This is a genomic window from Streptomyces sp. NPDC059718, from assembly GCF_042733315.1.
Classification (GTDB): Bacteria; Actinomycetota; Actinomycetes; order Streptomycetales; family Streptomycetaceae; genus Actinacidiphila.
In genome coordinates this window covers 15,644-39,972 of record NZ_JBHWGA010000071.1, presented here as the reverse complement: position 1 = coordinate 39,972, position 24,329 = coordinate 15,644, and the positions used below count along the sequence as shown (strand labels likewise).

The 24,329-nt window shown below is 74.0% G+C and carries 21 protein-coding genes; 12 read left to right on the top strand and 9 right to left on the bottom strand.

Translation table 11 applies throughout. The features are described 5' to 3' along the window. Positions 1-284: 284 nt before the first annotated feature. The 5 genes from ACFV3E_RS43050 to ACFV3E_RS43030 all read right to left on the bottom strand — a co-directional run bounded on the left by ACFV3E_RS43050 (position 285) and on the right by ACFV3E_RS43030 (position 6,646). The gene (locus tag ACFV3E_RS43050; RefSeq protein WP_500541477.1) at positions 285-791 is read right to left on the bottom strand and encodes a hypothetical protein; all 507 of its coding nucleotides are present in this window, start codon (positions 789-791) and stop codon (positions 285-287) included. Beyond that, positions 792-1,571 carry a GntR family transcriptional regulator gene (locus ACFV3E_RS43045; RefSeq protein WP_500363363.1) on the bottom strand — a complete coding sequence of 260 codons (780 nt, stop codon included), beginning with the start codon at positions 1,569-1,571 and terminating at the stop codon, positions 792-794. 74 nt (positions 1,572-1,645) lie between these two features. Further along, positions 1,646-3,613 (bottom strand): phosphocholine-specific phospholipase C, encoded by a 1,968-nt coding sequence (locus ACFV3E_RS43040; protein ID WP_500541475.1) that lies wholly within the window; start codon positions 3,611-3,613, stop codon positions 1,646-1,648. 27 nt (positions 3,614-3,640) lie between these two features. Further along, a complete protein-coding gene (locus ACFV3E_RS43035; RefSeq protein WP_500541473.1) occupies positions 3,641-5,404 on the bottom strand; it encodes an endonuclease/exonuclease/phosphatase family protein in 1,764 nt (587 codons plus the stop codon). Between the two features lie 342 nt (positions 5,405-5,746). After that, positions 5,747-6,646 carry a glycoside hydrolase family 19 protein gene (locus ACFV3E_RS43030; protein ID WP_500541481.1) on the bottom strand — a complete coding sequence of 300 codons (900 nt, stop codon included), beginning with the start codon at positions 6,644-6,646 and terminating at the stop codon, positions 5,747-5,749. A gap of 279 nt (positions 6,647-6,925) precedes the next feature. On the opposite strand from ACFV3E_RS43030, the gene ACFV3E_RS43025 reads away from it, so the two are divergent. After that, on the top strand, positions 6,926-8,296 hold the full coding sequence (locus tag ACFV3E_RS43025; RefSeq protein ID WP_500541471.1) for an FAD-binding oxidoreductase: 1,371 nt from the start codon (positions 6,926-6,928) through the stop codon (positions 8,294-8,296). A 63-nt stretch (positions 8,297-8,359) separates the two neighbouring features. On the opposite strand, the gene ACFV3E_RS43020 is transcribed toward ACFV3E_RS43025, so the two are convergent. Further along, positions 8,360-9,331 (bottom strand): aldo/keto reductase, encoded by a 972-nt coding sequence (locus ACFV3E_RS43020; RefSeq protein ID WP_500337359.1) that lies wholly within the window; start codon positions 9,329-9,331, stop codon positions 8,360-8,362. 396 nt (positions 9,332-9,727) lie between these two features. On the opposite strand from ACFV3E_RS43020, the gene ACFV3E_RS43015 reads away from it, so the two are divergent. The 9 genes from ACFV3E_RS43015 to ACFV3E_RS42975 all read left to right on the top strand — a co-directional run bounded on the left by ACFV3E_RS43015 (position 9,728) and on the right by ACFV3E_RS42975 (position 18,602). Further along, positions 9,728-10,528, top strand: a complete 801-nt coding sequence (locus ACFV3E_RS43015; protein ID WP_500541469.1) for a hypothetical protein — start codon at positions 9,728-9,730, stop codon at positions 10,526-10,528. A 66-nt stretch (positions 10,529-10,594) separates the two neighbouring features. Beyond that, on the top strand, positions 10,595-11,404 hold the full coding sequence (gene ppk2 / locus ACFV3E_RS43010) for a polyphosphate kinase 2 (protein WP_500541467.1): 810 nt from the start codon (positions 10,595-10,597) through the stop codon (positions 11,402-11,404). A 254-nt stretch (positions 11,405-11,658) separates the two neighbouring features. Continuing rightward, positions 11,659-12,411 (top strand): class I SAM-dependent methyltransferase, encoded by a 753-nt coding sequence (locus ACFV3E_RS43005; RefSeq protein ID WP_500541465.1) that lies wholly within the window; start codon positions 11,659-11,661, stop codon positions 12,409-12,411. 48 nt (positions 12,412-12,459) lie between these two features. After that, positions 12,460-13,413, top strand: coding sequence for a GerMN domain-containing protein (locus tag ACFV3E_RS43000; RefSeq protein WP_500541463.1), 954 nt, complete (start codon positions 12,460-12,462; stop codon positions 13,411-13,413). A gap of 84 nt (positions 13,414-13,497) precedes the next feature. After that, positions 13,498-14,154, top strand: a complete 657-nt coding sequence (locus ACFV3E_RS42995; protein ID WP_500541462.1) for a CBS domain-containing protein — start codon at positions 13,498-13,500, stop codon at positions 14,152-14,154. A gap of 88 nt (positions 14,155-14,242) precedes the next feature. Continuing rightward, positions 14,243-15,310 (top strand): alcohol dehydrogenase catalytic domain-containing protein, encoded by a 1,068-nt coding sequence (locus tag ACFV3E_RS42990; RefSeq protein ID WP_500541460.1) that lies wholly within the window; start codon positions 14,243-14,245, stop codon positions 15,308-15,310. A gap of 165 nt (positions 15,311-15,475) precedes the next feature. Further along, complete coding sequence (locus ACFV3E_RS42985; RefSeq protein ID WP_500541458.1) at positions 15,476-17,419, top strand: APC family permease; 1,944 nt, start codon at positions 15,476-15,478, stop codon at positions 17,417-17,419. A gap of 99 nt (positions 17,420-17,518) precedes the next feature. Further along, a complete protein-coding gene (locus tag ACFV3E_RS42980; RefSeq protein ID WP_500541456.1) occupies positions 17,519-18,052 on the top strand; it encodes a hypothetical protein in 534 nt (177 codons plus the stop codon). A gap of 55 nt (positions 18,053-18,107) precedes the next feature. Continuing rightward, entirely contained in the window at positions 18,108-18,602 is a 495-nt protein-coding gene (locus ACFV3E_RS42975) for a universal stress protein (protein WP_500541454.1), read from the top strand. Positions 18,603-18,605: 3 nt separating this feature from the next. Here ACFV3E_RS42975 and ACFV3E_RS42970 read toward each other — a convergent pair whose 3' ends face one another. Further along, a complete protein-coding gene (locus ACFV3E_RS42970; RefSeq protein ID WP_500541452.1) occupies positions 18,606-20,114 on the bottom strand; it encodes an alpha/beta hydrolase in 1,509 nt (502 codons plus the stop codon). A gap of 96 nt (positions 20,115-20,210) precedes the next feature. On the opposite strand from ACFV3E_RS42970, the gene ACFV3E_RS42965 reads away from it, so the two are divergent. Then, entirely contained in the window at positions 20,211-21,125 is a 915-nt protein-coding gene (locus ACFV3E_RS42965) for a helix-turn-helix domain-containing protein (RefSeq protein ID WP_500541450.1), read from the top strand. Here the strand turns inward: ACFV3E_RS42965 and map are convergent. Then, positions 21,112-21,879, bottom strand: coding sequence for a type I methionyl aminopeptidase (map, locus tag ACFV3E_RS42960; protein ID WP_500363419.1), 768 nt, complete (start codon positions 21,877-21,879; stop codon positions 21,112-21,114). The genes ACFV3E_RS42965 and map overlap by 14 nt on opposite strands. A gap of 66 nt (positions 21,880-21,945) precedes the next feature. Here map and ACFV3E_RS42955 point away from each other — a divergent pair, with 66 nt between their 5' ends. Continuing rightward, a complete protein-coding gene (locus tag ACFV3E_RS42955; protein WP_500541448.1) occupies positions 21,946-22,230 on the top strand; it encodes a helix-turn-helix domain-containing protein in 285 nt (94 codons plus the stop codon). Positions 22,231-22,890: 660 nt separating this feature from the next. On the opposite strand, the gene ACFV3E_RS42950 is transcribed toward ACFV3E_RS42955, so the two are convergent. Further along, entirely contained in the window at positions 22,891-24,276 is a 1,386-nt protein-coding gene (locus tag ACFV3E_RS42950; protein ID WP_500541446.1) for a hypothetical protein, read from the bottom strand. Positions 24,277-24,329: the final 53 nt, after the last annotated feature.

Sequence of the window (24,329 nt, the reverse complement as noted above, 5' to 3'; positions counted from 1 at the left end):
GGTGGGGGTCCCCCGGGGGTGGCTGGGGTGTGGTGGCCGGCGGGGGGGGCCCCGGCCGGGTCCCCCCCCCCCCGGCGGGGGGGGGGGGGGCCACCCGGCCGTGACCCACGTCTGCGGTGACTCCCCGGGACCGGGCTCGCTCTCGTCGTCCGGTACGGCGGGCGCGAGCCCGATCTCACCCCACCCGGTCGGCAGCACTCCGCGGCAGCGCCGCACGCGGACGCCCCGTGGCTCCGGGCGCTCGGCGCCGGGTGCCGCCTGCGGCCGGCCGAAGCAGCCGGGCGTCAGGCCGGGCGGATCGAGCGCTCCCGCCCGGTCGCCAGCCGGCGGATGCGCTTCGTGCGGCCTGCGGCCGCCAGCCGGTTCAGCACCGCGGACTCGTCCGAGGACGCGGCGAGGCGCAGTTGGAGCCAGTCCGACCAGGACTCCGGAACGGATGCGTCGCCGAGCAGGGCGGTCACCGACGCGCTCTGCAGGACGCCGAGTTCGCGGGCGCGCCGGGCCGCGTACGCACGGCCGCGCTCGGTGCCGAGCCGGTCGGTCCAGACCGGGTGGTCGGAGGGCGGGAGGCGTCCGAGGACGTGCAGGACGATGCCGAGGGCCACGCTCGGGTCGGGTTCGACGGCCACGGCGTCGTACAGGTCGGGCAGACAGGCCGGGTCGTCGAAGGCCCGCCGGTACAGGGACCAGCGCTCGTGCTCGTCGTCGGAGAGGTCGTCGGAGAGGTCCCCGGGGGTGGCGCCGAGGCGGTGGGCGAGGGCGGCGGTGACCTGGTCCGGGCCCCGGGACACTCAGTCCTTCCCGGGACGGGGGCTGTGACGGCGGCCGAGGGTGGAGGCCGCCACGGAGTTGTGCACCGTGAAGGCGATGGTGCCTGGCAGGTAGCGGTCCTCGGACCACTCCACCGGCGCGCCCTCCGGATCGGTGGTGCGGCGCCGCTCGCGCAGCAGCACCTGCCCGGGCGGGCAGTCCAGGAGGCGGGTGTCGTCGGCGTCGGCCCAGGCCAGGTCGATGGTGTGGTCGGCGTCGGTGAACAGGACGCCGTGCGCGACGAGGGCCTCGGTGTGCGAGACGGTGTCGGGCGGCAGTTCGGCCACCAGGGCGCCGATCCGGGCCGGGTAGAGGGAGCGTTCGACCATCACCGGCTCCCCGGACAGGGTCCGCACCCGCAGCACCAGGTAGACCTCGGCGCCGTCCTCCAGACCGAGCTGATCGGCCTCAAGGGACTCGGCCGGCCGCCGCACCACGCTGTCCACGCGGCCGCCCGGGGTCTCCCCGATGGAGCGGGCCCAGTTGGTGAAGCTGAGCAGCTCCGAGAAGCTCTGTGCCCGCGGGCCGCCGAGCACCGTGCGCCGGGTGCCGCGCCGCGAGGTGACCAGGCCGTCGGAGCGCAGCACGGCCAGCGCGTGCCGGACCGTGCCTCGGGAGACGCCGTAGCGCTCGGCGAGGGTGCCCTCGGGGGGCAGTTTGGTGCCGGCGGCGTACTCGCCCGCGATGATCGCCTCGCGGAGTCCGGCCGCGACCTTGCGGTAGCGCAGCTCGCTGTCCGGGGTGCCCTGTTCCTGCCGCACCGTGGTCTCCTGCGCTGCTCGTGTGCCGTGCGGGCCGCCCCTGCGGGCGGTTCCCCCGACCCCTCCGGCGTGCCTCACACGCCGTGGACGGTTCCCGCGTACCGCTGGACGAAGCGGGTGCCGGTGCCCGCGGTGACGGTCACGTCGTAGCGGCCGCCGTCGGTGCGCCAGGTCACCTGGGTGCGGCCGCCCGCCTTGACCCACACGGTCTGCTCCTTGCCGGCGAAGTCGTTCGGGGTGAGCGTGAAGGCCACCTCGGTGCCGCCGTCGTTGCGCAGGTAGAACTCGACGGCCGCGTTCTCCGGACGCCCGTCGTGCCGCAGGGTCGCCGTGACCCCCGGCACGGCGACGTCGTCCTGACCGCCGGGGACGACCGTCCCGGAGAAGCGGCGGACGAAGCCGTCGGCGCCGTGCACGGAGAAGTCGTAGCGGCCGTCGGTGGCCGCCGCGTCCCACACGTAAGTGCGCGACGAGCGCGGCGGGACCGTGAACGGCGTGCCGGTGAAGGGCAGCGCCGTGTTGGGCAGCACGGTGAAGTGGTAGCCGACGGTGCCGTCGTTGGTCAGCCTGCAGGTGACCTCGCCCTTGTCGCGGTCGACGGTCACGTCGGCCCACGGCCGGTACGGCAGCGGGCGGTGCGGCCGCCGCCCTTCCTCCTGCTGCGGCATGGCCGAACGGTCGGGCACCTTCACCGCGGGCAGCGCGTTGTTGGCGTCCGCCTTGGCCATCAGCGCGACGGTGTCCGGCAGCGCGGGGATGCTGTAGTCGGGCTTGGTGAAGTCGAAGCAGCTGGTGAGGTCGCCGCAGACGGTGCGCCGCCAGTCCGAGATGTTGGGCTCCTTCACCCCGGTGACGCGTTCGAGGAAGCGCAGCACCGATGTGTGGTCGAAGACCTGGGAGTTGGCCCAGCCGCCGCGCGACCACGGCGACACGACCCACAGCGGCACCCGGCTGCCCAGGCCGATGGCCTTGCCGTTCGCGAACTCGTCCTTGGTGCCCGGCTCGGGGGACGGCGGGATGACATGGTCGAAGTAGCCGTCGTTCTCGTCGTACATGAGCAGGAAGACGGTGTGCTTCCACACGTCGGGGTTGGAGAACAGCGACTGCAGCGCGGTGTTCACCCAGTGGGCGCCGTAGTCGGGGCTGGCCGCGGGGTGCTCGCAGAACAGGTACGGCGCCACCAGCCAGGAGACGGTGGGCAGCGTGCCGTCCTTGCAGTGCTTGTCGAACGCCGTCAGGTCGAACTTCGTCATGGCGTTGACGTAGCGCGGGTCGTCCTCGGGGAACTCGTGGAACTGCTTGAAGTACGACAGGGCGTTGTCGTCGTAGTCGCCGTTGCGGTCGTCCGAGCCGTCCGGGTTGTGGTAGACGCGCCAGGTGATGCCCGCGTCCTCCAGTCGCTCGGCGTACGTCGTCCAGTCCGCCACCGGGTTGTCGGTGACCGGGGTGTTGTCGGTCCACGGGCCGGTGGTGCCGTCGACGCCGGGGCCGGCGGTGCCGGTCCACAGGTAGAGGCGGTTGGGGTCGGTGGGCCCGTTCAGCGAGCAGAAGTAGCCGTCGCAGAGGGTGAAGGCGTCCGCGAGCGCGTACTGGTAGGGGATGTCCTCGCGGGTGAAGTAGCCCATGGTGCGCTCGCCCTTGGCGGACACCCACTTGTCCATGGCGCCGTTGTTGACGGCCGAGTGGCCGCTGTCCCAGTCGTGCGGGAGGCCGCCGGCGTTCTGGGCGTTGTACTTCGTGGTGTCCATGCGGAACGGCAGGAGGTGGCCCTCCTCGCGTCCGCGGGCGGGCTGGCGGAACACCGGGTCGCCGTTGGACAGGACGGCCGCCTGGCGGTCGCCGAAGCCCCGTACGCCGCTGAGGGTGCCGAAGTAGTGGTCGAAGCTGCGGTTCTCCTGCATCAGGATCACCACGTGCTTGACGTCCTCGATGCTGCCGTGCCGCGGGCCGTGCCCGGCGGCCTCGGCCGTGCCGGAGAGCCCGACGGCTGCGGCGGCTCCCGCGGCGGTGCCGATGAAGGCGCGGCGGCTGAACTCGGTCATGGGGAAGGTTCCTTAGGTCGTTCGGGGTCAGCCGCGGACGGACAGGGAGAAGGTGACGACGGCGGCGGCGTGGTCGGAGGGCCAGCCGTTGCCCGCGGTGTCCGGGACGGGCCGGGGCCAGCCGGTGACGAGGGTGTGCGCCTCGACGACCTTGAGCGGGCCCGCGTACTGGACCTGGTCGATGCGGTCCTGGGGTTCCGCGCCGCCGTCCTCGCGCCGCGGCCTGACGGGTGACCAGGTGGTGCCGGGGTCCTTCACGGGGCTGGAGTGCTCGGCGCGGAAGGCGTCGGTGAGGCCGGCGTCCTCCAGGGCCTCGGTGACGGGCCAGCGGAGCCGGCCGGCTCCCCCGTGCGCGGATGAAGTGCGGCTCGTCCAGTCGCGGTGCGACGGCGAGGCGAGACCTGCGGCGAGCACGACGGGACCGCGGGAGGCGATGTCGCGGCGCATCGCCGAGACCAGCGCCTGCGTCTGCCGGTAGCGCGCGGTGCCCTTCTCCGCCGCCTCGACCTGCGCGGCCGTGCGGCCCGCGAGCACCGCGTACGGCCCGTAGCCGGCCTCGTCCAGCTGTGCCGTCCACAGCCGTACGGTGCGCTCGCCGGGCAGCCGCAGTGTCGCGGCGGCGGCCGGCAGCGCGGCGGTGGGGGCGAGGGTGTCGGTGAGCGGATGGCGGCTCACGATGCCGAGGCCGCCGGCCTGGTGCACGTGCCAGCCGAGCGCGGCGGCGAGCCGCTGGGCGCCGTCGTCACCGCACTCCTGGAGCGCGACGGCGTCGAGGCCCTGGGTCAGCACCAGCCGCAGTTGCTTCTCCAGCGCGCCGTCGACGTGGCTGCCCGCGTCCCACAGGTTGAGCGTGGCGACCTTCAGCGTCAGCCGGTCCCTGCTCGCGCGCACCGGCACCTGGACGGTGACGGTGTCCCCGCCGACGGCGCTGTCGGTGACGGCGACGACCAGCCGGCCGGGGGTGCGCGGCGCGAGGGCCGGGGCCTTGCCGCTGACGGTGCCGTCCGCGGCGACGGTCAGCCACGGGTCGCCGCCGGCGCGCTTGAAGGTCGCGCTGCCCTCGGCATTGCCCTCGGGCCGGATCCACAGGCCGCCGAGCGCGACGGAGAAGGAAGTGCCTGCCGTCTGCTCGGCGGTGGTGACGGCGTCCACGACCGCGTGCGGGCGCGGGATGACCGGACGCGGCACGAAGCTGAAGGGCGCCGTGCGGGCCAGGATGCCGTAGCCGTCCTTGGCCAGCAGGTAGGCCGTGTACGGCCCGCCGCTCAGCCCGGAGGTGTCGATGGTGATGTCGCCGGACGCGGCGGGGGTGTACTCCCAGGCGAGGGAGGCGCCGTTGCCGGGGACCCGGTCGCCGTCGTAGACGCCGATCCAGTTCTTCGGGTGGGGCGCGTCGGTCGTCCAGTGGAAGGAGACCTTGTCGCCCTCGAACGGCTTGGGGGTCCGCAGCTCGACGAAGTCGCCGGTGGGCGGGCCGGCGAAGGTGAACGGCTCGGTCTTGGCGAGGATGCCGTAGCCGTCCTTGGCCAGCAGGTAGACGGTGTAAGGGCCGCCGCTCAGCCCGGAGGTGTCGAGGGTCGTCTTCCCCGAGGTTCCGGTGACGTACGTCCACACCAGCGAGCCGCTGCCGCTGCCCGGCTGGCGGTCCCCGTCGTAGACGCCGATCCAGTTCTTGGGGTCGGGCGCGTCCGTCGACCAGGCGAAGGTGAGTTTGTCGCCGCGTTGCGGAGGCGTCGTGGAGTCGAGCGCGACGCTGCTCCCGGATGCGGCGACCTGTGAGAGGGATGGCACGGTGTTGGGTCCTCTCCGCCCCGGCGCCGCCGCGGCGGCGTTCGGGTGGGCAAAGTTGTCTAGATAACTTCGCTCCCAGCAAGCCGTCCCACGGCGACGAACCCGTGAACGACGGGTGGCCGCCGTCCGGGAATCAGGCGGAAATCTGAGGTCGGCGCGCACGGCGGGACAAACCGCCGACCGCCCCCACCACCGCTTTGAGCAGCGACGTCATGGCGATCGGGATGCCCCACGACGACTTCCGGACGCGGAGCGGCGGCCTCCCCCCGGGCCGCCGCTCGGGGGGAGGCTGCGTCATGCACCGTTCAACGGTGCACGTTCAGCTGCGCGCAGGTGAGGCGTTCAGCAGGTGAGGTTGCCGCCCGGGGCGACGCCCAGGATCTGGGTGAAGCGCTGGTAGTTGTTGACGCGGCTCTGCACCTGCGCCGGGTTGCGGCCGTCGCATTCCAGGGAGCCGTTGATGGAGCGGATGGTCTGGCCGAAGCCGGCCTGGTTCACCATGGCGTTGTGCGGGGTCATGGTGCCGGGGCCGCTCTGGGTGTTCCAGTACCAGAGGCCGGTCTTCCAGGCCACGGCGGCGTCCTGCTCGACGAGCCAGGGGTTGTGGAGCAGGTCGATGCCGAGGGCGTCGCCGGCCGCCTTGTAGTTGAAGTTCCAGCTGAGCTGGATCGGGCCGCGGCCGTAGTAGGCGGACTGGCCGGCGGGGCAGCCGTAGGGCTGGCTCGTGTCGCAGTAGTGCGGGTAGTTCGCGGTGTTCTGCTCGACGATGTAGACCAGTCCGCCGGTCTCGTGGGCGATGTTGGCGAGGAAGGCGGCGGCCTCCTGCTTCTTCACGGTGTCGCTGCCGGTCTTGGCGAAGCCGGGGTACGCGGAGAGGGCGGCGACCAGGCCGCTGTAGCTGTAGAAGGAGTTCCGGCCCGGGAACATCTGGTTGAACTGGGCCTCACTGACCACGAACCCGGAGGGGTTGCCGGGGTTGCCCGGGTCGGTCGTGCCGCCGCCGCAGGTGCCCTGGTCGGCCCAGACACCCCATTCGCCGGTGGTGCCGGGGGTCTCGCCCTGCGTCCACCACTTGGCCTGCCAGTTGTGGCCGCTGTAGGAGGCGCTCATGCCGCCGGTGTAGACGGCGCCGGCGCTCCACGGCGTGGCGCAGGTCGCTGCGGAGGCCGTGCCGGCGGGGAGCGCTACCGCCAGTCCGGCGGCGGCCGTGAGGGTGGTCAGGGCGGCGAGGGTACGTCGCATCACCGTAACTGCTCCTTGTGTGGGGGGAGTTGCGTATCGCACTGAGCAATGAACCGGATTGGCCTATACCTGTCAAGGTCTAGACCAACATCCCCCGCACGGCCCGGCCACGGCCCCGGGTTGAGGCTCCGCCCCGTCGGCGTAGCGTGGAATCAGGCCGGTGCCGGTGGCGGGCGGGCCCGCGGGAAAGGCGCGCGTCGCGCCGAGCCGCACCGCCGGCCCCAGGCGGGCCCCGCCCCCGGGCGGGCTTGCGTCGTCAGCGCACGAGGAGCGTCGGCCATGGGCAAGCCCTCAATCGACCAGCTGCGGGAGCGCGTGCGCGGGGCGGTGATCACCGCGGACGAGGACGCCTACGACGGGACCCGGAAGGTCCACAACGCGATGATCGACCGGCGGCCGGCCGTCATCGTGCGCTGCGCCAACGCCGGCGACGTCATCGCCGCGGTGGACTTCGCCCGGGAGAACGGGCTCGACCTCGCCGTGCGCGGCGGCGGCCACTCCGTACCGGGCTTCGGCACCTGCGACGACGGAGTCGTGGCGGACCTCTCCGCGATGCGCTCCGTACGCGTCGACCCCGGATCACGCGCCGCCCGCGCGGAGGGCGGCGCCACCTGGGGCGACGTCAACGCCGCGACGTACGCCTTCGGGCTGGCCACCACCGGCGGCATCATCTCCACCACCGGCGTCGGCGGCCTCACCCTCGGCGGCGGCATCGGCTATCTGAGCCGGGGCCTCGGACTCAGCTGCGACAACCTGATCTCGGCGGACGTCGTCACCGCGGACGGGCGCTTCCTCGTCGCCAGCGAGAAGGAGTACGACGACCTCTTCTGGGCGCTGCGCGGCGGTGGCGGCAACTTCGGCGTGGTCACCTCGTTCCAGTTCCGGCTCAGCCCCGTCAAGGACATCTACGGCGGCCCCATCTTCTACGACCTCCAGGACGCCGGCAGCGTGCTGCACGCCTACCGCGAGATCATCGCCGACGCCCCCGAACAACTGGGCAGCTTCCCGGCGTTCCAGATCGCCCCGCCTCTGCCCTTCATCCCGCCGGAGCGGCACGGCAGGGTCCACGTCGCCACCGTGACCTGCTGGGCCGGCCCGCTCGACGAGGGCGAGCGGGCGCTGCGGCCCTTCCACGACATGGCGCCGGTCGTCGCCGAGCACATCGGCCCGATGCCGTACCCGGCGCTCAACACCGCCTTCGACGGCCTCGTACCGCCCGGCCTCCAGCACTACTGGAAGGCCAACTTCGTCACCGAGCTGACCGACGAGGCCATCGCCGCGCACCTCGAGCACGCGCCCGGCCTGCCCGCCGTGAATTCGACCGTGCACGTCTACCCGATCGACGGCGCCTGCCACCGCGTCCCCGCGGACGCGACCGCCTTCGCCTACCGCGACGCGTCCTTCGCCACCGTGATCGCCGGCATGTGGCCGGATCCCGCGGCCAACGAGGCCAACGTGGCCTGGGTGCGCGACTACTACCGCGCCCTGGCGCCGCTCTCGGAGGAGGGCGGCTACGTCAACTTCATGGCCGGGGACGACCAGGGGCGGATCCGGGCCAACTACAAGGGCAACTACGACCGGCTCGTCGAGGTCAAGCGGACGTACGACCCCGGGAACCTGTTCCACCTCAACCAGAACATCACCCCGTGACGGCGGCCGGGGCCGGAGCCACGCCGGCCCCGGCCCCGGCCCCGGCCCCGGCAGGGTGGCGGCTCAGGAGAAGCCCACGACGCCGTGCGGCCGATAGGGGCTCTCCAGCTCCTTCAACTCCTCCTCGGTGAGGCGCACGTCCAGCGCGGCGACGGCGTCCCGCAGGTGCGCCTCCTTGCCGACGCCCACGATCGGCGCCGTGACCCCGGGCTTGCCCAGCAGCCACGCCAGGGCGATCTGGGCCCGCGACAGTCCGCGCCGTGCCGCGATGGTCGCGACGGCCTCGACGATCACGCGGTCCTCCTCGAGGTAGAGGGTGCCGCCGAACTCGTCCGTCTCCTGCCGGGCGCTGACGGCGTCCCAGTCACGGGTCAGCCGCCCCCGGGCGAGCGGGCTCCAGGGGGTGACGCCGACGCCCTGGTCCGCGCAGAGCGGCAGCATCTCGCGCTCCTCCTCGCGGTGGAGGAGGTTGTAGTGGTTCTGCATGCTGACGAACTTCGTCCACCCGTGGCGCTCCGCCGTGTACTGGGCCTTGGAGAACTGCCAGGCGTACATGGAGGACGCGCCGATGTACCGCGCCTTGCCCGACTTCACCACGTCGTGCAGGGCCTCCATCGTCTCCTCGACGGGGGTGTGCGGGTCCCAGCGGTGGATGATGTAGAGGTCCACGTAGTCCGTCCCGAGGCGGCGCAGGCTCGCGTCGATCTCGGTGAGCACGGCCTTGCGCGACAGGCCCGCCCCGTTCGGGCCGGGGCGCATGCGGCCGTTCACCTTGGTGGCCAGCACGATCTCCTCGCGGGACGCGTACTCGGCGAGGGCCCGGCCGACGATCTCCTCGCTGGTGCCGTCGGAGTAGACGTTGGCGGTGTCGAAGAACGTGATGCCGGCCTCGACGGCGCCGCGTATCAGGGGGCGGGCGGCGTCCTCGTCCAGCGTCCACGGGTGGCTGCCGCGCTCGGGTGTGCCGTAGCTCATGCAGCCCAGGCAGATCCGGGAGACGTCCAGACCGGTGCTGCCGAGTTTCGTGTACTCCACGTCCATGCCTCCGCGGGGTGGTGTGGTGGCTTCGGTTGCCGAAGGGCGCTCCCGAGTATGCAAGCCGGTGGATCTTCGCGTCGACGGCCCCGGCGCCACGCACGGCGGGAACCGTCCACAATGTCCGCCAGTGGGAGGAAAGACTCATGTGCACCACTGCGGGACTTCCGTCCCGTGAGCGACGTGGGCGATGTCACATGCCCCGATTTGCGCCGTTCATCATGGCTATGACCTGCGGCTTTTCGGAATCACTTGCTCCGCTTCCGGCGACTGTGCAGGTCAGGCCCTTGCGCCCGCGGGAATGCTCCCGCAGAGTCCTGACGTATCCGGCCCCGGCCGCGCAGCGCGGCAGCCGGCATTCCGGGCGGGGGCTAGCTGAAAGGGTCCTCGTCTCACATGCGCAACCAGGCCAAGCACCGCCGCGGGCGTTCCCTGCGGCTCAAGCTGTCCGCCGCGGCTGTCGCCTCCGCCGCGGCTTTCGGCGGCACCGCGTGGGCACTCCAGCAGTCCGGCTCGGACGGCACCGGCGCGGACCGCTCGTCCGGTTCGTCCAAGGTCCACGTCACCTCGATCCTGCCGAGCGCGTCCGAGCAGCCGGAGCACGGCCTGGTCGAGGCCGACAGCGGCCGGCGTGACGCGGCACCGGAGGCGAAGGAGACGAAGGGCACCGGCGCGACGCCCTCGAAGGGGTCGGCCCCGGCCAAGGCGAAGGTGAAGGCCAAGGCCAAGAAGCCCAAGCCGAAGCCGGTGAAGACCACGCCGAAGCCCGCCCACACCAAACCGGCCCAGCCGAAGCCCCCCGCGAGCACGCCGACCCCGAAGCCCAGCCACACCGCCACCCCGCCGGCAACGCCCACCCCGCCGCCGGCGACCACGCCGCCCCCGACCACGCCGCCCCCGACGCAGACGCCGGACCCCACGCCGCCGGCGTCCACCCCGTCCCCGACCGCGGCACCCACGACGGACACCCCGTACGCCTCCGCGTCCCCGGCCGCCGAAACGGCCGAGCCCCCGGCGGCGGCCGCCCCCCGGACCGCCCCGCAGCGCGCGGACGCCGCACCGCTGCCCCCCTTCGCCACGGTTCCGCACCCGCACACCCAAGGCCGCGGTCACACCCACGGCCCCTGGCTCCCGTTCCCGGCGACCGCCCCCGGTCACGCCGCCGGCGCCCCGGGCGGCACCGGCCCGCTCGGCTGAGCCTCCCCCGGGGCCCGCCCGGGGACCCGTACCGTGGGCGTCCTACGGAAGCGAGGGCACCGGGGCATGGGTGACAAGAAGCGCCAGGACCGCCTGCCGCGCGGCATGTACGAGCGGGAACTGCTGCGGCTGCAGGTCGAGTTGGTCAAGCTGCAGGAGTGGGTCCGGGCCGGCGGGCACAGGCTCGTCATCGTCTTCGAGGGACGCGACGCGGCCGGCAAGGGCAGCACGATCAAGCGGGTGACGGAGCATCTCAACCCCCGCATCGCGCGCATCGCGGCGCTCCCCGCGCCGACCGAACGCGAGCGCACCCAGTGGTACTTCCAGCGCTACGCCGACCATCTGCCGGCCGGCGGGGAGATCGTGCTGTTCGACCGGAGCTGGTACAACCGCGCCGGTGTGGAGCACGTGATGGGCTTCTGCACCCCCGAGGAGCACGTGCGCTTCCTGCACCAGTGCCCGATCTTCGAACGGCTGCTGATCGAGGACGGCATCATCTTGCGCAAGTACTGGTTCTCGGTCAGCGACGCCGTGCAGGAGCAGCGTTTCCGGACCCGCCTGGAGGACCCGACCAGGCGCTGGAAGCTGTCGGGGATGGACCTGGAGTCCATCACCCGCTGGGAGGCGTACTCCCGCGCCAAGGACGAGATGTTCGTGCACACCGACATCCCCGAGGCCCCCTGGTACGTCGTGGGCAGCGACGACAAGCGCGCGGCCCGCATCAACATGATCGCCCACCTGCTCGCCGGCATCCCGTACGAGGAGGTCCCCCTCCCCGCCATCGAACTCCCGCCCCGTCCCGAGTCGACCGGCTACCAGCGCCCGCCCCGCGACCTGCAGACCTACGTCCCGGACCACGCGGCGACCTTGGGGTAGTGACGCCACTGGGGCCTCTCGTGCCGACGGCCCGGGAAATCCGTCGGGAAACCGTCCCTGGCGTGCCCGGGAAAGGGGCCGGGGCGGGCGCCGGAGGGGGTGCGGGCGGACTCGCGGAGAGGGTGCGGGCGGGGCGGGCGGGGGGTGGTGCCGGGGTGGGGGAGGCGGGCGTACGTCGGGTTGGGGTACCCGGGCTGAGCTGGGCTTTCGGGGCTGCGGGCCCTAGCGTCTCCCCATCGGCAAAGGGGGATCTGATGGACCGTGGTATCCGTGACGTCGACGACGTGCTGAGGCTCCTGGACGACCTGTTCGCGGCGGGGGCCGACCGCTGGACGCAAGCGGCGGCCGACTGGTGGGACGCGTTCTACGCGGACCGGTCCCGGCCGGTGCCGTTCTTCGTGGACAAGCCGGACGAGAACCTCGTGGAGTGGCTCGACCGGGGCCTGATCGCGCCGGGTGGCCGGGTCCTCGACCTCGGGTGCGGTCCGGGGCGCAACGCGCGGTACCTGGCCGCACGGGGGTTCACGGTGGACGCGGTCGACCTCTCCCCCGCCGCGATCGCCTGGGCGCAGGAGCGGGCCGGCGAGGCCGGGGCGGCCGTGCGCTTCCACCGCGGTGACGCCTTCGCCCTGGCCGGGACGGTTCTGCGCGGCCCGTACGACCTGGTCCACGACTCGGGTTGCTTCCACCATCTGCCGCCGCACCGGCGCATCAGCTACCTCGCGCTGCTGGACGGGGTCCTGGCGCCCGGCGGGCATCTGGCGCTCACGTGCTTCGCCGCCGGCGGCATGGGGTCCGAGCTCGACGACGCGGACTTCTACCGCGAGTCCCGGCTGCACGGCGGCCTCGCCTACAGCCCTCAGGCGCTGCGCCGGATCTTCTCCGGACTGGCGGAGGTGGAACTGCGCCGCATGCGCGGCGAGCCGGCGGAGTCCGCGTGCTTCGGTGAGGACTTCCTCTGGGCGGCGCTGTTCCGCCGCCCCGCAGGGGTCGTGCCCGGCGGCTGACCCTCCCGGGTGATGGCGTACGCGGGCGGGAGCGGGCACTCTGTGCGCATGCCGGAGGGGAGGATCCACATGGACGGTGCCCGGCTCGCCGCCTCACGCCCCGCGCGGGCGCTCGCCGCCGCGCTCGTGTCCCTCGCCCTGCTGTCCGCCTGCGGCGGCTCCGGCCGGGAGGCTTCCGGGGCTCCCTCCCGGACCGCCGCGTCCGGGGAAACCGGCACTCCGCCGGCCACGCCGGGCGGCAGGTCGCCTGACCCGACCGCGTCCGCGTCGGCGTCCACGTCCACCACGGCGACGCCCCGCCCGGTCCACGCGGCCGTCTACTTCCTGCACGAAGGCAAGCTGTCGGCCGCGCCCCGCACGGTCACCGGCCCGGCGACCGCCGCCGCGGCCCTGCGGGCCCTGCTCGCCGGCCCGAACGGCTTCGAGCGCGGTCACGGCCGGGCGACGGCGATCCCGTCGGGGACGGCGCTGCGGTCGCTGGCCGTACGCGACCGCGTCGCCACCGTCGACCTCTCGGGCCGCTACGACGACGCCGCCCCCGGCACACCCGTGGAAGCGCGGCTCGCCCAGGTGGTGTTCACCGCGACGGCGTTCCCCGGCGTCGAGAAGGTGCGCTTCCGCGTGGACGGCGCACCGCCGGCCGGACTCGGCACGGTGGCCACCGGCCCGCCCGTCGGCCGCGCCGACTTCGAGGAGCTCTCCCCCGCCGTCCTCGTGGAGTCACCGCTCCTCGGCGACACCGTCACCGCCCCGCTGCGCGTCCACGGCACGGCCGACACCTTCGAGGCGGAGTTCCGGCTGCGGATCGCCGACGGCTCCGGCCGCACCGTCGCCGACGTACGGGTGGCGGCCACCTCGGGCAGCGGCACCCGGGGCACCTTCGACGTGACCGTGCCCTACCGCGCGGCCGGTGGGCCGGGCACCCTCACGGCGTACGTGCTGTCCGCGGAGGACGGCCGCCGGATCGTCCTCGACACGGTGCCGCTCACCCTCGCGGGGTGAGCGGGTCCCGGCCGGACCGTGCGCACGCCGCCGCACCGGCCGAGACTGGAACCAGGGGACGCGTCCCGGGTTCAGGAGGCCGCCATGAACGCCGTCCGGCAGCCGATGACGGTGGGCGACGTGATGACGTGCAGGGTCGTCGCGGTCACCCGCCACGCGTCGTTCAAGGAGATCGTGCGGGCCCTGGAGCAGTGGCACGTCAGCGCGGTACCGGTGGTGGAGGACGGGACGCGCGTGGTGGGCGTCGTATCCGAGGCCGACCTGCTGCGCAAGGAGGAGCACCGCGTGGACGAGCCGCCCCCGGTGGGCGGGTCCGGTGGGTCCGGCGGGTCCGGCAAGGCGGCCGCGCTCACCGCCGAGCAGTTGATGACCGCGCCCGCGGTCACCGTGCGCGGCGACGCCTCGCTCGCCCAGGCGGCCCGCGCCATGGCGCGGCACCAGGTCAAGCGGCTGCCGGTCGTCGACGCCCGGGGCATGCTCAAGGGCGTGGTCAGCCGGGGCGACCTGCTGAAGGTCTTCCTGCGGTCCGACGAGGACATCGCCCGCGACGTCCGGGAGAACGTGGTCGCGCGGCTGTTCCCCGGCGCGTGGCGGTCGGTCGAGGTCGACGTCGAGGAAGGGGTCGTCACCCTGAGCGGGCTGCTCGGGGACCGCTCCCTGGTGCCGGTGGCGGACCGCCTGGTGCGGTCCGTCGAGGGCGTCGTCGACGTGCGCTTCGATCTGACGCCGAACCGGGTGTGACGGGCGGCCCCGGCGCCGGATGCGAGGGCCGCCCGCCGCGCCCACGCTGGGAGGGGGGACACACCTCAGCCCGAAGGAGCGGAACGCCATGAAGGCATGGGTCTTCCAGGGTCCGGGACGGGCCTCCTGGCAGGAGGTGGCCGACCCGGTCCTCCAGGACGCGAGGGACGCCATCGTCCGCGTCGACACCGCCGCGATCTGCGGCACGGACCTGCACATCCTCAAGGGCGACGTGCCGGACGTCGCTCCCGGTACGGTGCTCGGCCACGAGGCCGTGGGCGAGGTCGTCGAGACCGGCGCGGAGGTGGACGCCCTCCAGCCCGGCGACCGGGTGCTGGTCAGTTGCGTCTCCGGGTGCGGACGCTGCCGGTTCTGCCGTGAGCGGGCCTACGGGCAGTGCCTGGACGGTGGCGGCTGGGTGCTCGGGCACCTGATCGACGGCACGCAGGCGGACTACGTGCGCGTACCGTACGCCGACACCTCCCTGCACGCGCTGCCGCACAACGTGGGCGGGCACGACGCCGTCCTGCTCTCCGACATCTTCCCCACCGCCTACGAGGTGGGCGTGCTCAACGGCGGGGTCCGGCCCGGGGACACGGTCGTCGTGGTCGGCTGCGGTCCCATCGGCCTGGCCGCCGTCGCGACGGCCCAGCTGTGCTCCCCGCACACGGTGATCGCCGTCGACCTGGCCGCGGCCCGACTGCAGGCGGCGAAGAACCTGGGCGCGGACGCCGTGGTCACGGCGGGCGAGCAGCCCGAGCAGCTGGTCGACGACCTCACCGGAGGGCTCGGCGCGGACGTGGTGATCGAGGCCGTGGGGCTGCCGGAGACCTTCGAGATGTGCACGCGGATGGTCCGGCCCGGCGGCCGGGTGGCGAACGCGGGGGTGCACGGCGGACCGGTCACGCTCCACCTGGAGCAGTTGTGGAGCCGCAACGTCACCATCACCACGGGCCTGGTCGACACGTACTCCACGCCCACCCTGCTGCGCCTGCTGGAGGCACGGAAACTGCCCACCGGCGCGTTCGTCACGCACACCTTCGAACTGCACGAGACGGCGGAGGCCTACGACGTCTTCGCGTCGGCGGCCGACACCGGAGCGCTCAAGGTCGTCCTGGGCGGGCCTCACCATGACGTCCTCGTGCCCATGTTCTGACCGGGCCGGCGGGCGTAAAGGGCCCGTCAGGGACGTAACCCCCACTCTTGACGGAATCTTAACGGCGCGAAGCGGCGGTACGGGAAATCGGCGGCCGACCGATGCGTACGCTGACCAGGCCATCTCGTGGTGGCGGGAACCAGTGGCAGCACGTCAGGAGCATCGATGACCTCCCCCGTCCCTACGAGTCGGCTGCGCGCGTGGATGCTCGAGGGCCTGTCGGACATGGCCCGGCACCAGCAGGGCGGGCAGGCGGTCCCGGAACGGCATGACCACGGCCAGCGCTGGTGGCGGGTGATGTGCCTGACGGGCGTCGACTACTTCTCCACCCTCGGCTACCAGCCCGGCATCGCGGCGCTGGCGGCGGGCCTGCTGTCGCCGGTGGCCACCATCGTGCTGGTGATCGTCACGCTGGCCGGCGCCCTGCCCGTGTACCGCCGGGTGGCCGAGGAGAGCCCCCGCGGCGAGGGCTCGATCGCCATGCTGGAGCGGCTGCTGTCGTTCTGGAAGGGCAAGCTCTTCGTCCTGACGCTGCTGGGCTTCGCGGCGACGGACTTCCTGATCACCATCACCCTGTCCGCGGCCGACGCCTCCACCCACCTGGTGGAGAACCCGCACCTGACGGAGGCGCTGCACGGGAAGCAGATGCTCATCACACTGCTGCTGGTCGCGCTGCTCGGCGCGGTCTTCATGAAGGGCTTCCTGGAGGCGATCGGCGTCGCGGTCGCCCTCGTGGGCCTCTACCTGGCGCTCAACGTGGTCGTCGTGGTCGTCGGCCTGTGGCACGTGGCCACCGCCGGGCACGTGGTCACCGACTGGTCGAACGCCCTGACCACGCAGCACGGCAACGTCCTGGTGATGGTCGGGGTGGCGCTGCTGGTCTTCCCCAAGCTGGCGCTGGGCCTGTCCGGCTTCGAGACCGGTGTGGCGGTGATGCCGCACGTCAAGGGCGACCCCTCCGACACCGAGGAGCGCCCCGCCGGGCGGATCCGGGACACGAAGAAGCTGCTGACCACGGCCGCCGTGATCATGAGCTGCTTCCTGATCGCGACCAGCTTCATCACCACGCTGCTGATCCCCGCCGACGAGTTCGAGGCCGGCGGCAAGGCCAACGGCCGCGCGCTGGCCTACCTCGCGCACGAGTACCTGGGCAACGCCTTCGGAACCGTCTACGACGTGTCGACGATCTGCATCCTGTGGTTCGCCGGCGCCTCGGCGATGGCCGGGCTCCTCAACCTCATGCCGCGCTACCTGCCGCGCTACGGCATGGCGCCGCACTGGGCGCGCGCGGTGCGGCCGATGGTGCTGGTCTTCACCCTGGTCGCGTTCCTGGTCACCTGGATCTTCGACGCCAACGTCGACGCCCAGGGCGGCGCGTACGCGACGGGTGTCCTGGTGCTCATCTCCTCCGCGGCGATCGCGGTGACCATCGCCGCCCGCAAGGCGGGGCAGCGCAACTGGACGATCGCCTTCGGGGTGATCTCGGCCGTCTTCCTCTACACCACGGTCGTCAACGTCTTCGAGCGCCCGGACGGCGTCAAGATCGGCGCCTGCTTCATCGTCGGCATCATGCTGATCTCCCTGCTGTCGCGGCTCGCCCGCGCCTTCGAACTGCGCATCACCGGCATCAGCACGGACGACATGGCCGAGCGCTTCGTACGGGACATCTCCCACCGCACGATCCGCTTCATCGCCAACGAGCCCGACCGGCGGGACGCCGCCGAGTACCGGGACAAGATCAAGCAGATCCGGTCCGACAACGACCTGCCGGCCGAGGAGGACTTCGTCTTCGTCGAGGTGACCGTCGCCGACCCGTCCGAGTTCGAGGCGGGCCTGGTGGTCCGCGGCGAGGTCCTCCACGACCGCTACCGCGTCCTGACCCTGGAGAGCTCCTCCATCCCCAACGCGCTGGCGGCCTTCCTGCTGCACGTCCGCGACAGCACCGGGCAGCGTCCGCACATCTACTTCGAGTGGACCGAGGGCACCCCCTTCGCCAACTTCCTGCGCTTCTTCCTCTTCGGGCAGGGCGAGGTCGCCCCGGTCACCCGCGAGGTGCTGCGCGAGGCCGAGCCCGACCGCAGCCGCAGGCCCCGCGTCCACGTCGGCTGAGCCCCGTCCGTCAGGGGCGCGCAAAGACCGCACCGGCGCTCGTCAAGGGGCCGTCAGGGCCGCGCCCGGCGGGGCGCCGCCCTGCCTACGGTCGGCCCCATGGAACGGCGAACGGCTCCCCGGCCCGGGCAGCAGGGCACCGTCGGTGACCGCCATTGGCGCGCCGACCTGCGGCGCGCGCTGGGGTGCGCGGTCGCCTTCCTGTGCCTGGCGGTGCCGCTCGACGCGGTCGCGGGGACGCTCACCCCGCGGCGCGCGGCACTGTGGCTGGTCCTGGCCCTGATCGTGCTCGCGCTGCTCCACCCGGCCCGGGTGACCGCGGGCGACGGGTGGCTGGCGGTGCGCGGCACGCTGCGGGAGCGGCGGGTGCGGACCGATGCGCTGACCGTGGTCCGCCAGTCCGCGGGCGTGTCACGGCATCTGGTCCTGTGGGACGCCCACGGCCGGTGGCTGGAGCTGGATCCCCGCGTCCTGGAGGCGAATCCGCTGCTGTGGCACCGGCTGGAGGCGGGCGCGCGGCGCTCCCGTACCGCCGGCACGCTCCGCGAGGGGGCCGAGGTGCTGGGGCGGCTCGGCGAGCGGATCGACGGCAGCACGGCACGAGCGGTGCTCGATGCGTCCGGGATGGGCTGACCGGCCGCTCCGCGGAGCGGCGTCGTTCGTCGTACGTCGAGAAATGAGGCAGTCCGTGATCGAGTCGCCGTACGGGGGCGCAGCGGGCGCGGGCCGGCGGGTGGTCGTCGGTCTGAGCGGTTCCCCCGGCAGTCTGGCCGCGTTGCACCGGGCGGTCGCGGAGGCCCGGTCCCGGTCCGCGGGACTGCTGGCGGTCCTGGCGTGGGAGCCTCCCCCCGAGGAGTTCACGTACCGCCGGGTGCCGCTTCCGCCGCGGCCCTTCGACTGGGAGCAGGAAGCACGGCAACGCCTGAACGTCGCGCTGGAGGAGGCCTTCGGCGCCGGTGCCCTGCCCGGGATGCCGGACTTCCGCGCCGTGACCGCGCGCGGGCCCGCCGGGTACGTGCTGGTGAAGGCGGCCGCGGGCAGCAAGGACCTGCTGGTCGTCGGCACGGGGTCGCGCGGCCTGCTGCCGCGTGCGCTGCGCGGTTCGGTCGCCCGTTACTGCGTCGCGCACGCGGCCTGCCCGGTGCTGGCCGTCCCGCCGTCCCGGCTGCCCGCCGGGGTCTGAGCCTCAGCCCCGCAGGTGCCCGAGGACGGTGCGCATCGCACGCTCCACCGCGCCGCGCGCCTCCGCGCCATGGTCGGTCGTCTCGAAGCCGTGGCCGCCGTCGGGGACGTCGACGACCTCCACGTCCACACCGGAGTCCTTGGCCGCGGAGAGGAACTCCTCGACGGTCACCGCGATCTCCGGCCGCTCCCGCCCCACCCGGGTCAGGACGACCGGCGGTGTGCCCGCGCCGTGCAGCGCGGCCGCGGGCCGGAAACGGGAGGCGGCCAGGCCCCAGTTGGGCAGCGGCGCGAGGACGGGGTAGGTGGCCGCGACGCAGCGCAGCCACGGTGGGGGCGCCGCCAGCCAGTCCGCGGACAGCAGCCCGCCGGCGGAGAAGAACCACAGCGCGACACGGTCGGCGTCGACCCGCGGATCGGCGCGGACGCGTTCCACCGCCTCGGCGAGGTCCCCGGCGGCGCGCGGGAAGTCGCCGAGTCCGTGCAGCCGGTGGTCGACGGTCACGCCGACCGCTCCGAGAGCCGCCGCGAGGCGGCCGTACCCGACGAAGGCCGGCCAGTCGCGCGGGGTGGGCCGCACGCCGGGCGGCACCGGGCCGCCGTGCACGAAGACCACGGCCGGGCGGGGTCCGTCGCCGCCGTCCGGGAGGTGCAGGTCGGTCCGTCCACGGCGCTCGCGGGCCCGTTCGGGGACGTCGAGGAGGAACGGCCGCAGGTGCGCCGGTGGTTCCTCCGTCGCGGCGATCCGGTGGCCCTCCCCGGCGGCGGCCTTCAGCAGGACGCCGGCGAGTTCGCCGGGCGCGGAGAGCATCGGCCAGTGGCCGGTGGCGAGTTCGAAGAAGCCGACGCGGGGGTCCGTGAGCGCCTGGAATGCAGGGTGCCCCAGGCCCACCAGCCCCTCCACCATGGCGATGCTCGAACCGTTGCCGGTGCACAGGACACCGGTCGTCGGCAGGGCGGCGGCCGCCCCCGACAGGCGCAGCGGCCGGGTGAGCGTCCCGGCGGGCTGGGGTGCGGCGTCGGCGGCGAGCCGGGCCAGCGCCGCGGCGGGCACGCCGGCCGTGCTGCCCCAGCGCTCCCACGCCCCGGGCGCGGGCGGGGCGACGCGCCACTCGTCGTCGCCCGGGGCGGCCGGGGCCGAGAGCCGGGCGCGCAGTTCCTGGTCGGGCACCAGCGCCAGCGGCGGGTCGCCGTCCCGTGGCATGCCCGCGTCCACGTGGACGACGCGGGCGATGCGGCCGGGCCGCCGGTCGGCGGCGGCGACCACCGGGTGGATGCCGTAGCCGTGGCCGACGAGCACCACGTCCGTCGCGTCCAGGGAGTCGACGACCCGCAGGACGTCCTCGACATGGGTCTCCAGTACGGTGCCGGGCCCGGCCGGGCGGCCTGAGCCGGCCATGCCGGTGAGGGTCACCGGGTGGGCTCCGGCGCCCGCCTCGCGCAGCCGGCCGGCGACGTCCTCCCACACCCAGCCGCCCGTGTGGGCCTCGGGAACGAGTACGAACACGGTCATGTGTGCCTCCCCGCACGCGGTGGTCCGCGGAGCGGCCGTCCCGGCCGTCCGCGCTCGCCGGTACGGTAGGAGCTCCCCCTGAGGGAGGTTCAAGCGGTGGAAGCCGACAGCACGTTGAGCATCGGGGAGCTCGCCGAGCGGGCCGGCGTCTCCGTCAAGACCGTCCGTTTCTACTCGGACCGCGGACTGCTGCCCGAGTCCGGCCGCAGCGCGGGCGGCCACCGCCGCTACGCCCCCGAGGCGCTCACCCGGCTGCGCCTGATCCGCTCCCTGCGCGCCCTGGACCTGCCGGTGCCGGACGTGGGGCGGGCCCTGGAGCGGGAGGACGCCCTGGAGGACGTCGTCGCGGGCCACTTGCGGACCCTGGGCTCCCAACTGGCCGCCCTGCGCTGGCGGGAGGCCGCCCTGCGACTGCTGCGGGACTGCACCGCCGGGGAACGCGCCGAGCGGCTGGAGCTCGTCGGAGCCGTCCCCGTACCGCCGAACACGGACCCGATGGCCCGTTTCTGGCGCCGCTGGCTGCAGCCCGCACGGCTGCCCGCCCCCGTGCTGGCCCGGGTCGTCGAACTCGCCGTACCGCAGCCGCCCGACGAGCCGAGTCCGGCGCAGGTGCTGGCCTTCGCCCGGCTGCACGCCTTCACCTCGGCCTCCTGCCCGCCCGGCGACGTGCACAGGCTCGCGGCGCACCGGCCCGACGCGGGCCCCCGTCCGGCCGTCCTGTACGAGGGGCTCTACGAGGCCTACGAACTGGCCGCGCCGGACGTCCTGGCCGGTCGCGCGCCGGGCGCGGGCGAGGCGCTCGACTGCTTCGTCACCGCCCACGCGCGGTCGTTCGGCACGCGGGACACCCCCCGCTTCCGCCGCCGGCTGAGCGCCATGCTGGCCGTGGAGCCCCGCATCGACCGCTACTGGCAGCTCGTGGGCGAGCTGCGGGGTCCCGGGCAGCCGACCCCCGGCGCCTCCCACACCTGGCTGCGCTCCGCGTTGGAGGACCAGGTCACGGCGCGGTGAGGATGCGCGGGCCCTCCTCCGTGACGGCGACGGTGTGCTCGAAGTGGGCGGCCCGGCTGCCGTCCTCGGTGTGCAGCGTCCAGCCGTCGGAGGCCGTGCGGTAGCCGCCGCGCCCCCCTGCCATCAGCATCGGCTCGATGGCGAGGGCCAGCCCGTGCCGCAGCGGGTAACCACGCCCTGGGCGGCCCTGGTTGGGCACATGGGGGTCCTCGTGCATCCGGCGGCCGATGCCGTGGCCGCCGAAGTCCGCGGGCATGCCGCACCGGGCCTCGCGGGCGACGGTGCCGATGGCGTGCGAGATGTCGCCGATGCGGTTGCCGACGGTGGCCGCGGCGATCCCGGCGTCGAGCGCCCGCCGGGTGGCCTCGATGAGCCGCAGATCCGCGGGGCGGGGCGTGCCGACGGTGAAACTGATCGCGGCGTCGCCGGTCCAGCCGTCCAGCTCGGCGCCGCAGTCGACGCTCACCAGGTCCCCGTCCCGCAGCCGGTAATCGGTGGGGATGCCGTGCACGAGCGCGTCGTTGACGGAGGTGCAGAGCACCGCGGGGAAGGGCGTGGGGGCGAACGACGGCCGGTAGCCGAGGAACGGCGACCGCGCGCCCGCCGCGTCCAGGACGGCCCGGGCCGCCTCGTCCAGTTCCCGCAGCGACACGCCGACGCGCGCCGCCTCACGGGCGGCGGCGAGCGCGTGCGCCACGACGCGGCCGGCCTCCCGCATGGCCGCCAGCGCGGCATCCGTCTTGATCTCCACCATGTCCGTGGCTCCTCGTTCCGTTCCCCGGGTGTACCCAATTCTTATACCGGTATTAGTATCACGGGCATGGTGCGAACTCCTTTGACCCCCTGGGAACGGCAGCGCGGCGAGCACTTCGGCACGCTGCTGCGCCGCGCCCGCGGCGACCGCAGCATGGTCGAGGTCGCGGCGGCGGCCGGCGTCTCCGCCGAGACCCTGCGCAAGATCGAGACCGGCCGCGCCCCGACCCCCGCCTTCTTCACCGTGGCCGCCCTCGCCGCGGCCCTGGACATCTCCCTGGACGAGCTCGCCTCGGCCTGTGCCCTCGAGCCCGACGCGGCGGGCGGCGCCGCCGCCGCCTTGTCCGCGTAGCGCTGCCCGTGTCGCCGCGTGCGGTTCATTTCGTGTGCGGGTCCGTTGCGCCTGCGGCGGGCGGTTTCCCCGCCGCCCTCCCGATTGCCCGGCGCGGTCACTGCGGGCCTGCGCATCGTTCGCTTGGGGTCGGGGCCGCGCCGGCGCACGTCTCCCCCAGCCTTCGGCCGGGGGGACCCCCACAGCGCTCGCGGTTTACCCCTGCAGTATTCGGCGTCGGGTTCGCCGCTCGTCGCTTCCGGGCGCACCCCGCCACACCCCCTCCCGTTGTGTGGGCGCATGACGGCCGGTGGGGGGCGAGTAAGGCACCTGCGGCAACCCCGGACCGCCTTCTCACCCCCACCGGTCGTTAGTCGCCTACACGACCGGAGGGGGTGTGGCGGGGTGCCCCCGCAGGCGACGAGCGGTGGGCGCGGTGCCGAATGATGTGGGGCAGCGCCGCGAGCGCCGAGGTGGGGGTCCCCCCGGCCGAAGGCTGGGGGCGTACGCCGGCGCGGCACCGACCCCATACGTACGCAGCGAGGCGGTCACTGACCGCGCCGGGCAATCGGGCGGGAGGCGGGGAAACCGCCCGCCGCAGGCGCAAAGCACCCGCACGCAAACACCGGGCAGCCCGGCGCAGCCGCCCGCAGGCGCACGAGCCGCTCACGACGACCGGACTCAGCTGCCCCCGAACCCCCCGCCGTCACCGAACCCCCCGCCGTCGCCGAAACCCCCGCCGAAGTCGCCGGGGTCGAAGTCCGCGCCCGAGTAGTCGCCGCCCTGCTGGTCCGGCGTGGCACCGCCGTAGCCGCCGTAGCCGCCGTAGTCGTCGCCGTAGGCGTACGGCCCGGGCCCGCCGAGGGAGCTGCCGAGCAGCGTCCCGACGAGGATCCCGGGCAGCATCCCGCCGCCGAAGTAGCCCTGGGCCCAGGGGGCGTAGGCCGGGCCCGCCTCCCAGTAGGGGCGGGGGCCGCGAGGCGTGCCGACCTGGCGGGCCATGGGCTCCAGGCCGTCCGCGAGCCGGGCGGCGTCGGCCGCGCACACCGGAACGGTCCGCTCGGCCCCGCCGCCCTCGGGGCTCCACGGCACGTCCTGGACCGAGGGGCCGTGCCGGGGGTCGAAGAAGCACGGCGGGCGGCGCTCGGGCAGCGGCCTGCCCTCGATGCGTGCCTCCAGGGCGGCGAGCGCGAAGCGCCCCTCCTCCAGGGCGCTGCTGACCGGCTGCACGTCATCCGCGGAACGCGCCCGGTCCATCGCGCCCTTCGCGGTGTCGTAGGCGTCCAGGGCGCGCGTGTAGTCCTCGCGCATGGCGTCGTCGGCCGTCGCGCCGCCCGGGTCGAAGCCGATCCGGCTCAGCTCCTCGCCGAAGGCGGTGATGTCCTCGTCCACCACCGGGCGCAGCTCGTCGAGCCGGGCCCTGTCCTGTTCCTCGCGGCGCCGCTTGGCGCGTCGCGACAGCAGGACGGCCCCGCCGCCCCCGGCGACGACCAGGACGCCGAGCGCGACGAGGAGCCCGGCGCCGCCGCTGCCCGAGCCGACGCCGACGGAGCCGTCGCCCCAGGACGCCGGGGCGTGGCCGCGCGCCTGCGGGAGTGCCTGGTCCACGAAGCCGGTGACCATCGCCGCGGGGTCGCCGGGGTCGGAGCGCCGTACGGCCCCGGCCAGGTTCTCGACGGCGTTGTGCGGCATCACGGCGGGGTCCGCCCCGGCGTCGAAGCGGTCGCCGAGCGCGACGGCGTACACACCGGTGATGCCGACCTTGGTGCGCAGGTCCTTCAGCAGCGTGGCGGCGGGGAACTCCGCGGTGTCCGGGAGGACGGCGACGAAGACCGGCCGGTCGGCCTTCTCGATGCGCCCGGCGAGGGTGTCCGCCTCGCCCGGCGACAGCACGTTCCGCGCCCGGGGATCGACGTACACGGGGCCGCCGTCGCGCAGGGCCGCCGCGGCCGTGTCGAGCCCGCCCGCGGCGCGCGCCCCGGAGCCCGTCGCGGCGACGAGGCAGAGCACGCCGAGGATCACGGCGAGTACCGGCACGAGGCGGAGGATCCGCCGGACGGTCCCCATGGGTACGACGCTAACCCAGATCGGGGGCGCGACGCTGCGGGAGCCGGCTCCCC

Bases quoted from the DNA above. Each gene is read 5' to 3' on its own strand.
- ACFV3E_RS43040 (WP_500541475.1), bottom strand. From the start codon at position 3,613: ATGACCGAGTTCAGCCGCCGCGCCTTCATCGGCACCGCCGCGGGAGCC.
- ACFV3E_RS43030 (WP_500541481.1), bottom strand. From the start codon at position 6,646: ATGCGACGTACCCTCGCCGCCCTGACCACCCTCACGGCCGCCGCCGGA.
- ACFV3E_RS43025 (WP_500541471.1), top strand. From the start codon at position 6,926: ATGGGCAAGCCCTCAATCGACCAGCTGCGGGAGCGCGTGCGCGGGGCG.
- ACFV3E_RS43015 (WP_500541469.1), top strand. From the start codon at position 9,728: ATGCGCAACCAGGCCAAGCACCGCCGCGGGCGTTCCCTGCGGCTCAAG.
- ppk2 (WP_500541467.1), top strand. From the start codon at position 10,595: ATGGGTGACAAGAAGCGCCAGGACCGCCTGCCGCGCGGCATGTACGAG.
- ACFV3E_RS43005 (WP_500541465.1), top strand. From the start codon at position 11,659: ATGGACCGTGGTATCCGTGACGTCGACGACGTGCTGAGGCTCCTGGAC.
- ACFV3E_RS43000 (WP_500541463.1), top strand. From the start codon at position 12,460: ATGCCGGAGGGGAGGATCCACATGGACGGTGCCCGGCTCGCCGCCTCA.
- ACFV3E_RS42995 (WP_500541462.1), top strand. From the start codon at position 13,498: ATGAACGCCGTCCGGCAGCCGATGACGGTGGGCGACGTGATGACGTGC.
- ACFV3E_RS42990 (WP_500541460.1), top strand. From the start codon at position 14,243: ATGAAGGCATGGGTCTTCCAGGGTCCGGGACGGGCCTCCTGGCAGGAG.
- ACFV3E_RS42985 (WP_500541458.1), top strand. From the start codon at position 15,476: ATGACCTCCCCCGTCCCTACGAGTCGGCTGCGCGCGTGGATGCTCGAG.
- ACFV3E_RS42980 (WP_500541456.1), top strand. From the start codon at position 17,519: ATGGAACGGCGAACGGCTCCCCGGCCCGGGCAGCAGGGCACCGTCGGT.
- ACFV3E_RS42970 (WP_500541452.1), bottom strand. From the start codon at position 20,114: ATGACCGTGTTCGTACTCGTTCCCGAGGCCCACACGGGCGGCTGGGTG.
- map (WP_500363419.1), bottom strand. From the start codon at position 21,879: ATGGTGGAGATCAAGACGGATGCCGCGCTGGCGGCCATGCGGGAGGCC.
- ACFV3E_RS42955 (WP_500541448.1), top strand. From the start codon at position 21,946: ATGGTGCGAACTCCTTTGACCCCCTGGGAACGGCAGCGCGGCGAGCAC.
- ACFV3E_RS42950 (WP_500541446.1), bottom strand. From the start codon at position 24,276: ATGGGGACCGTCCGGCGGATCCTCCGCCTCGTGCCGGTACTCGCCGTG.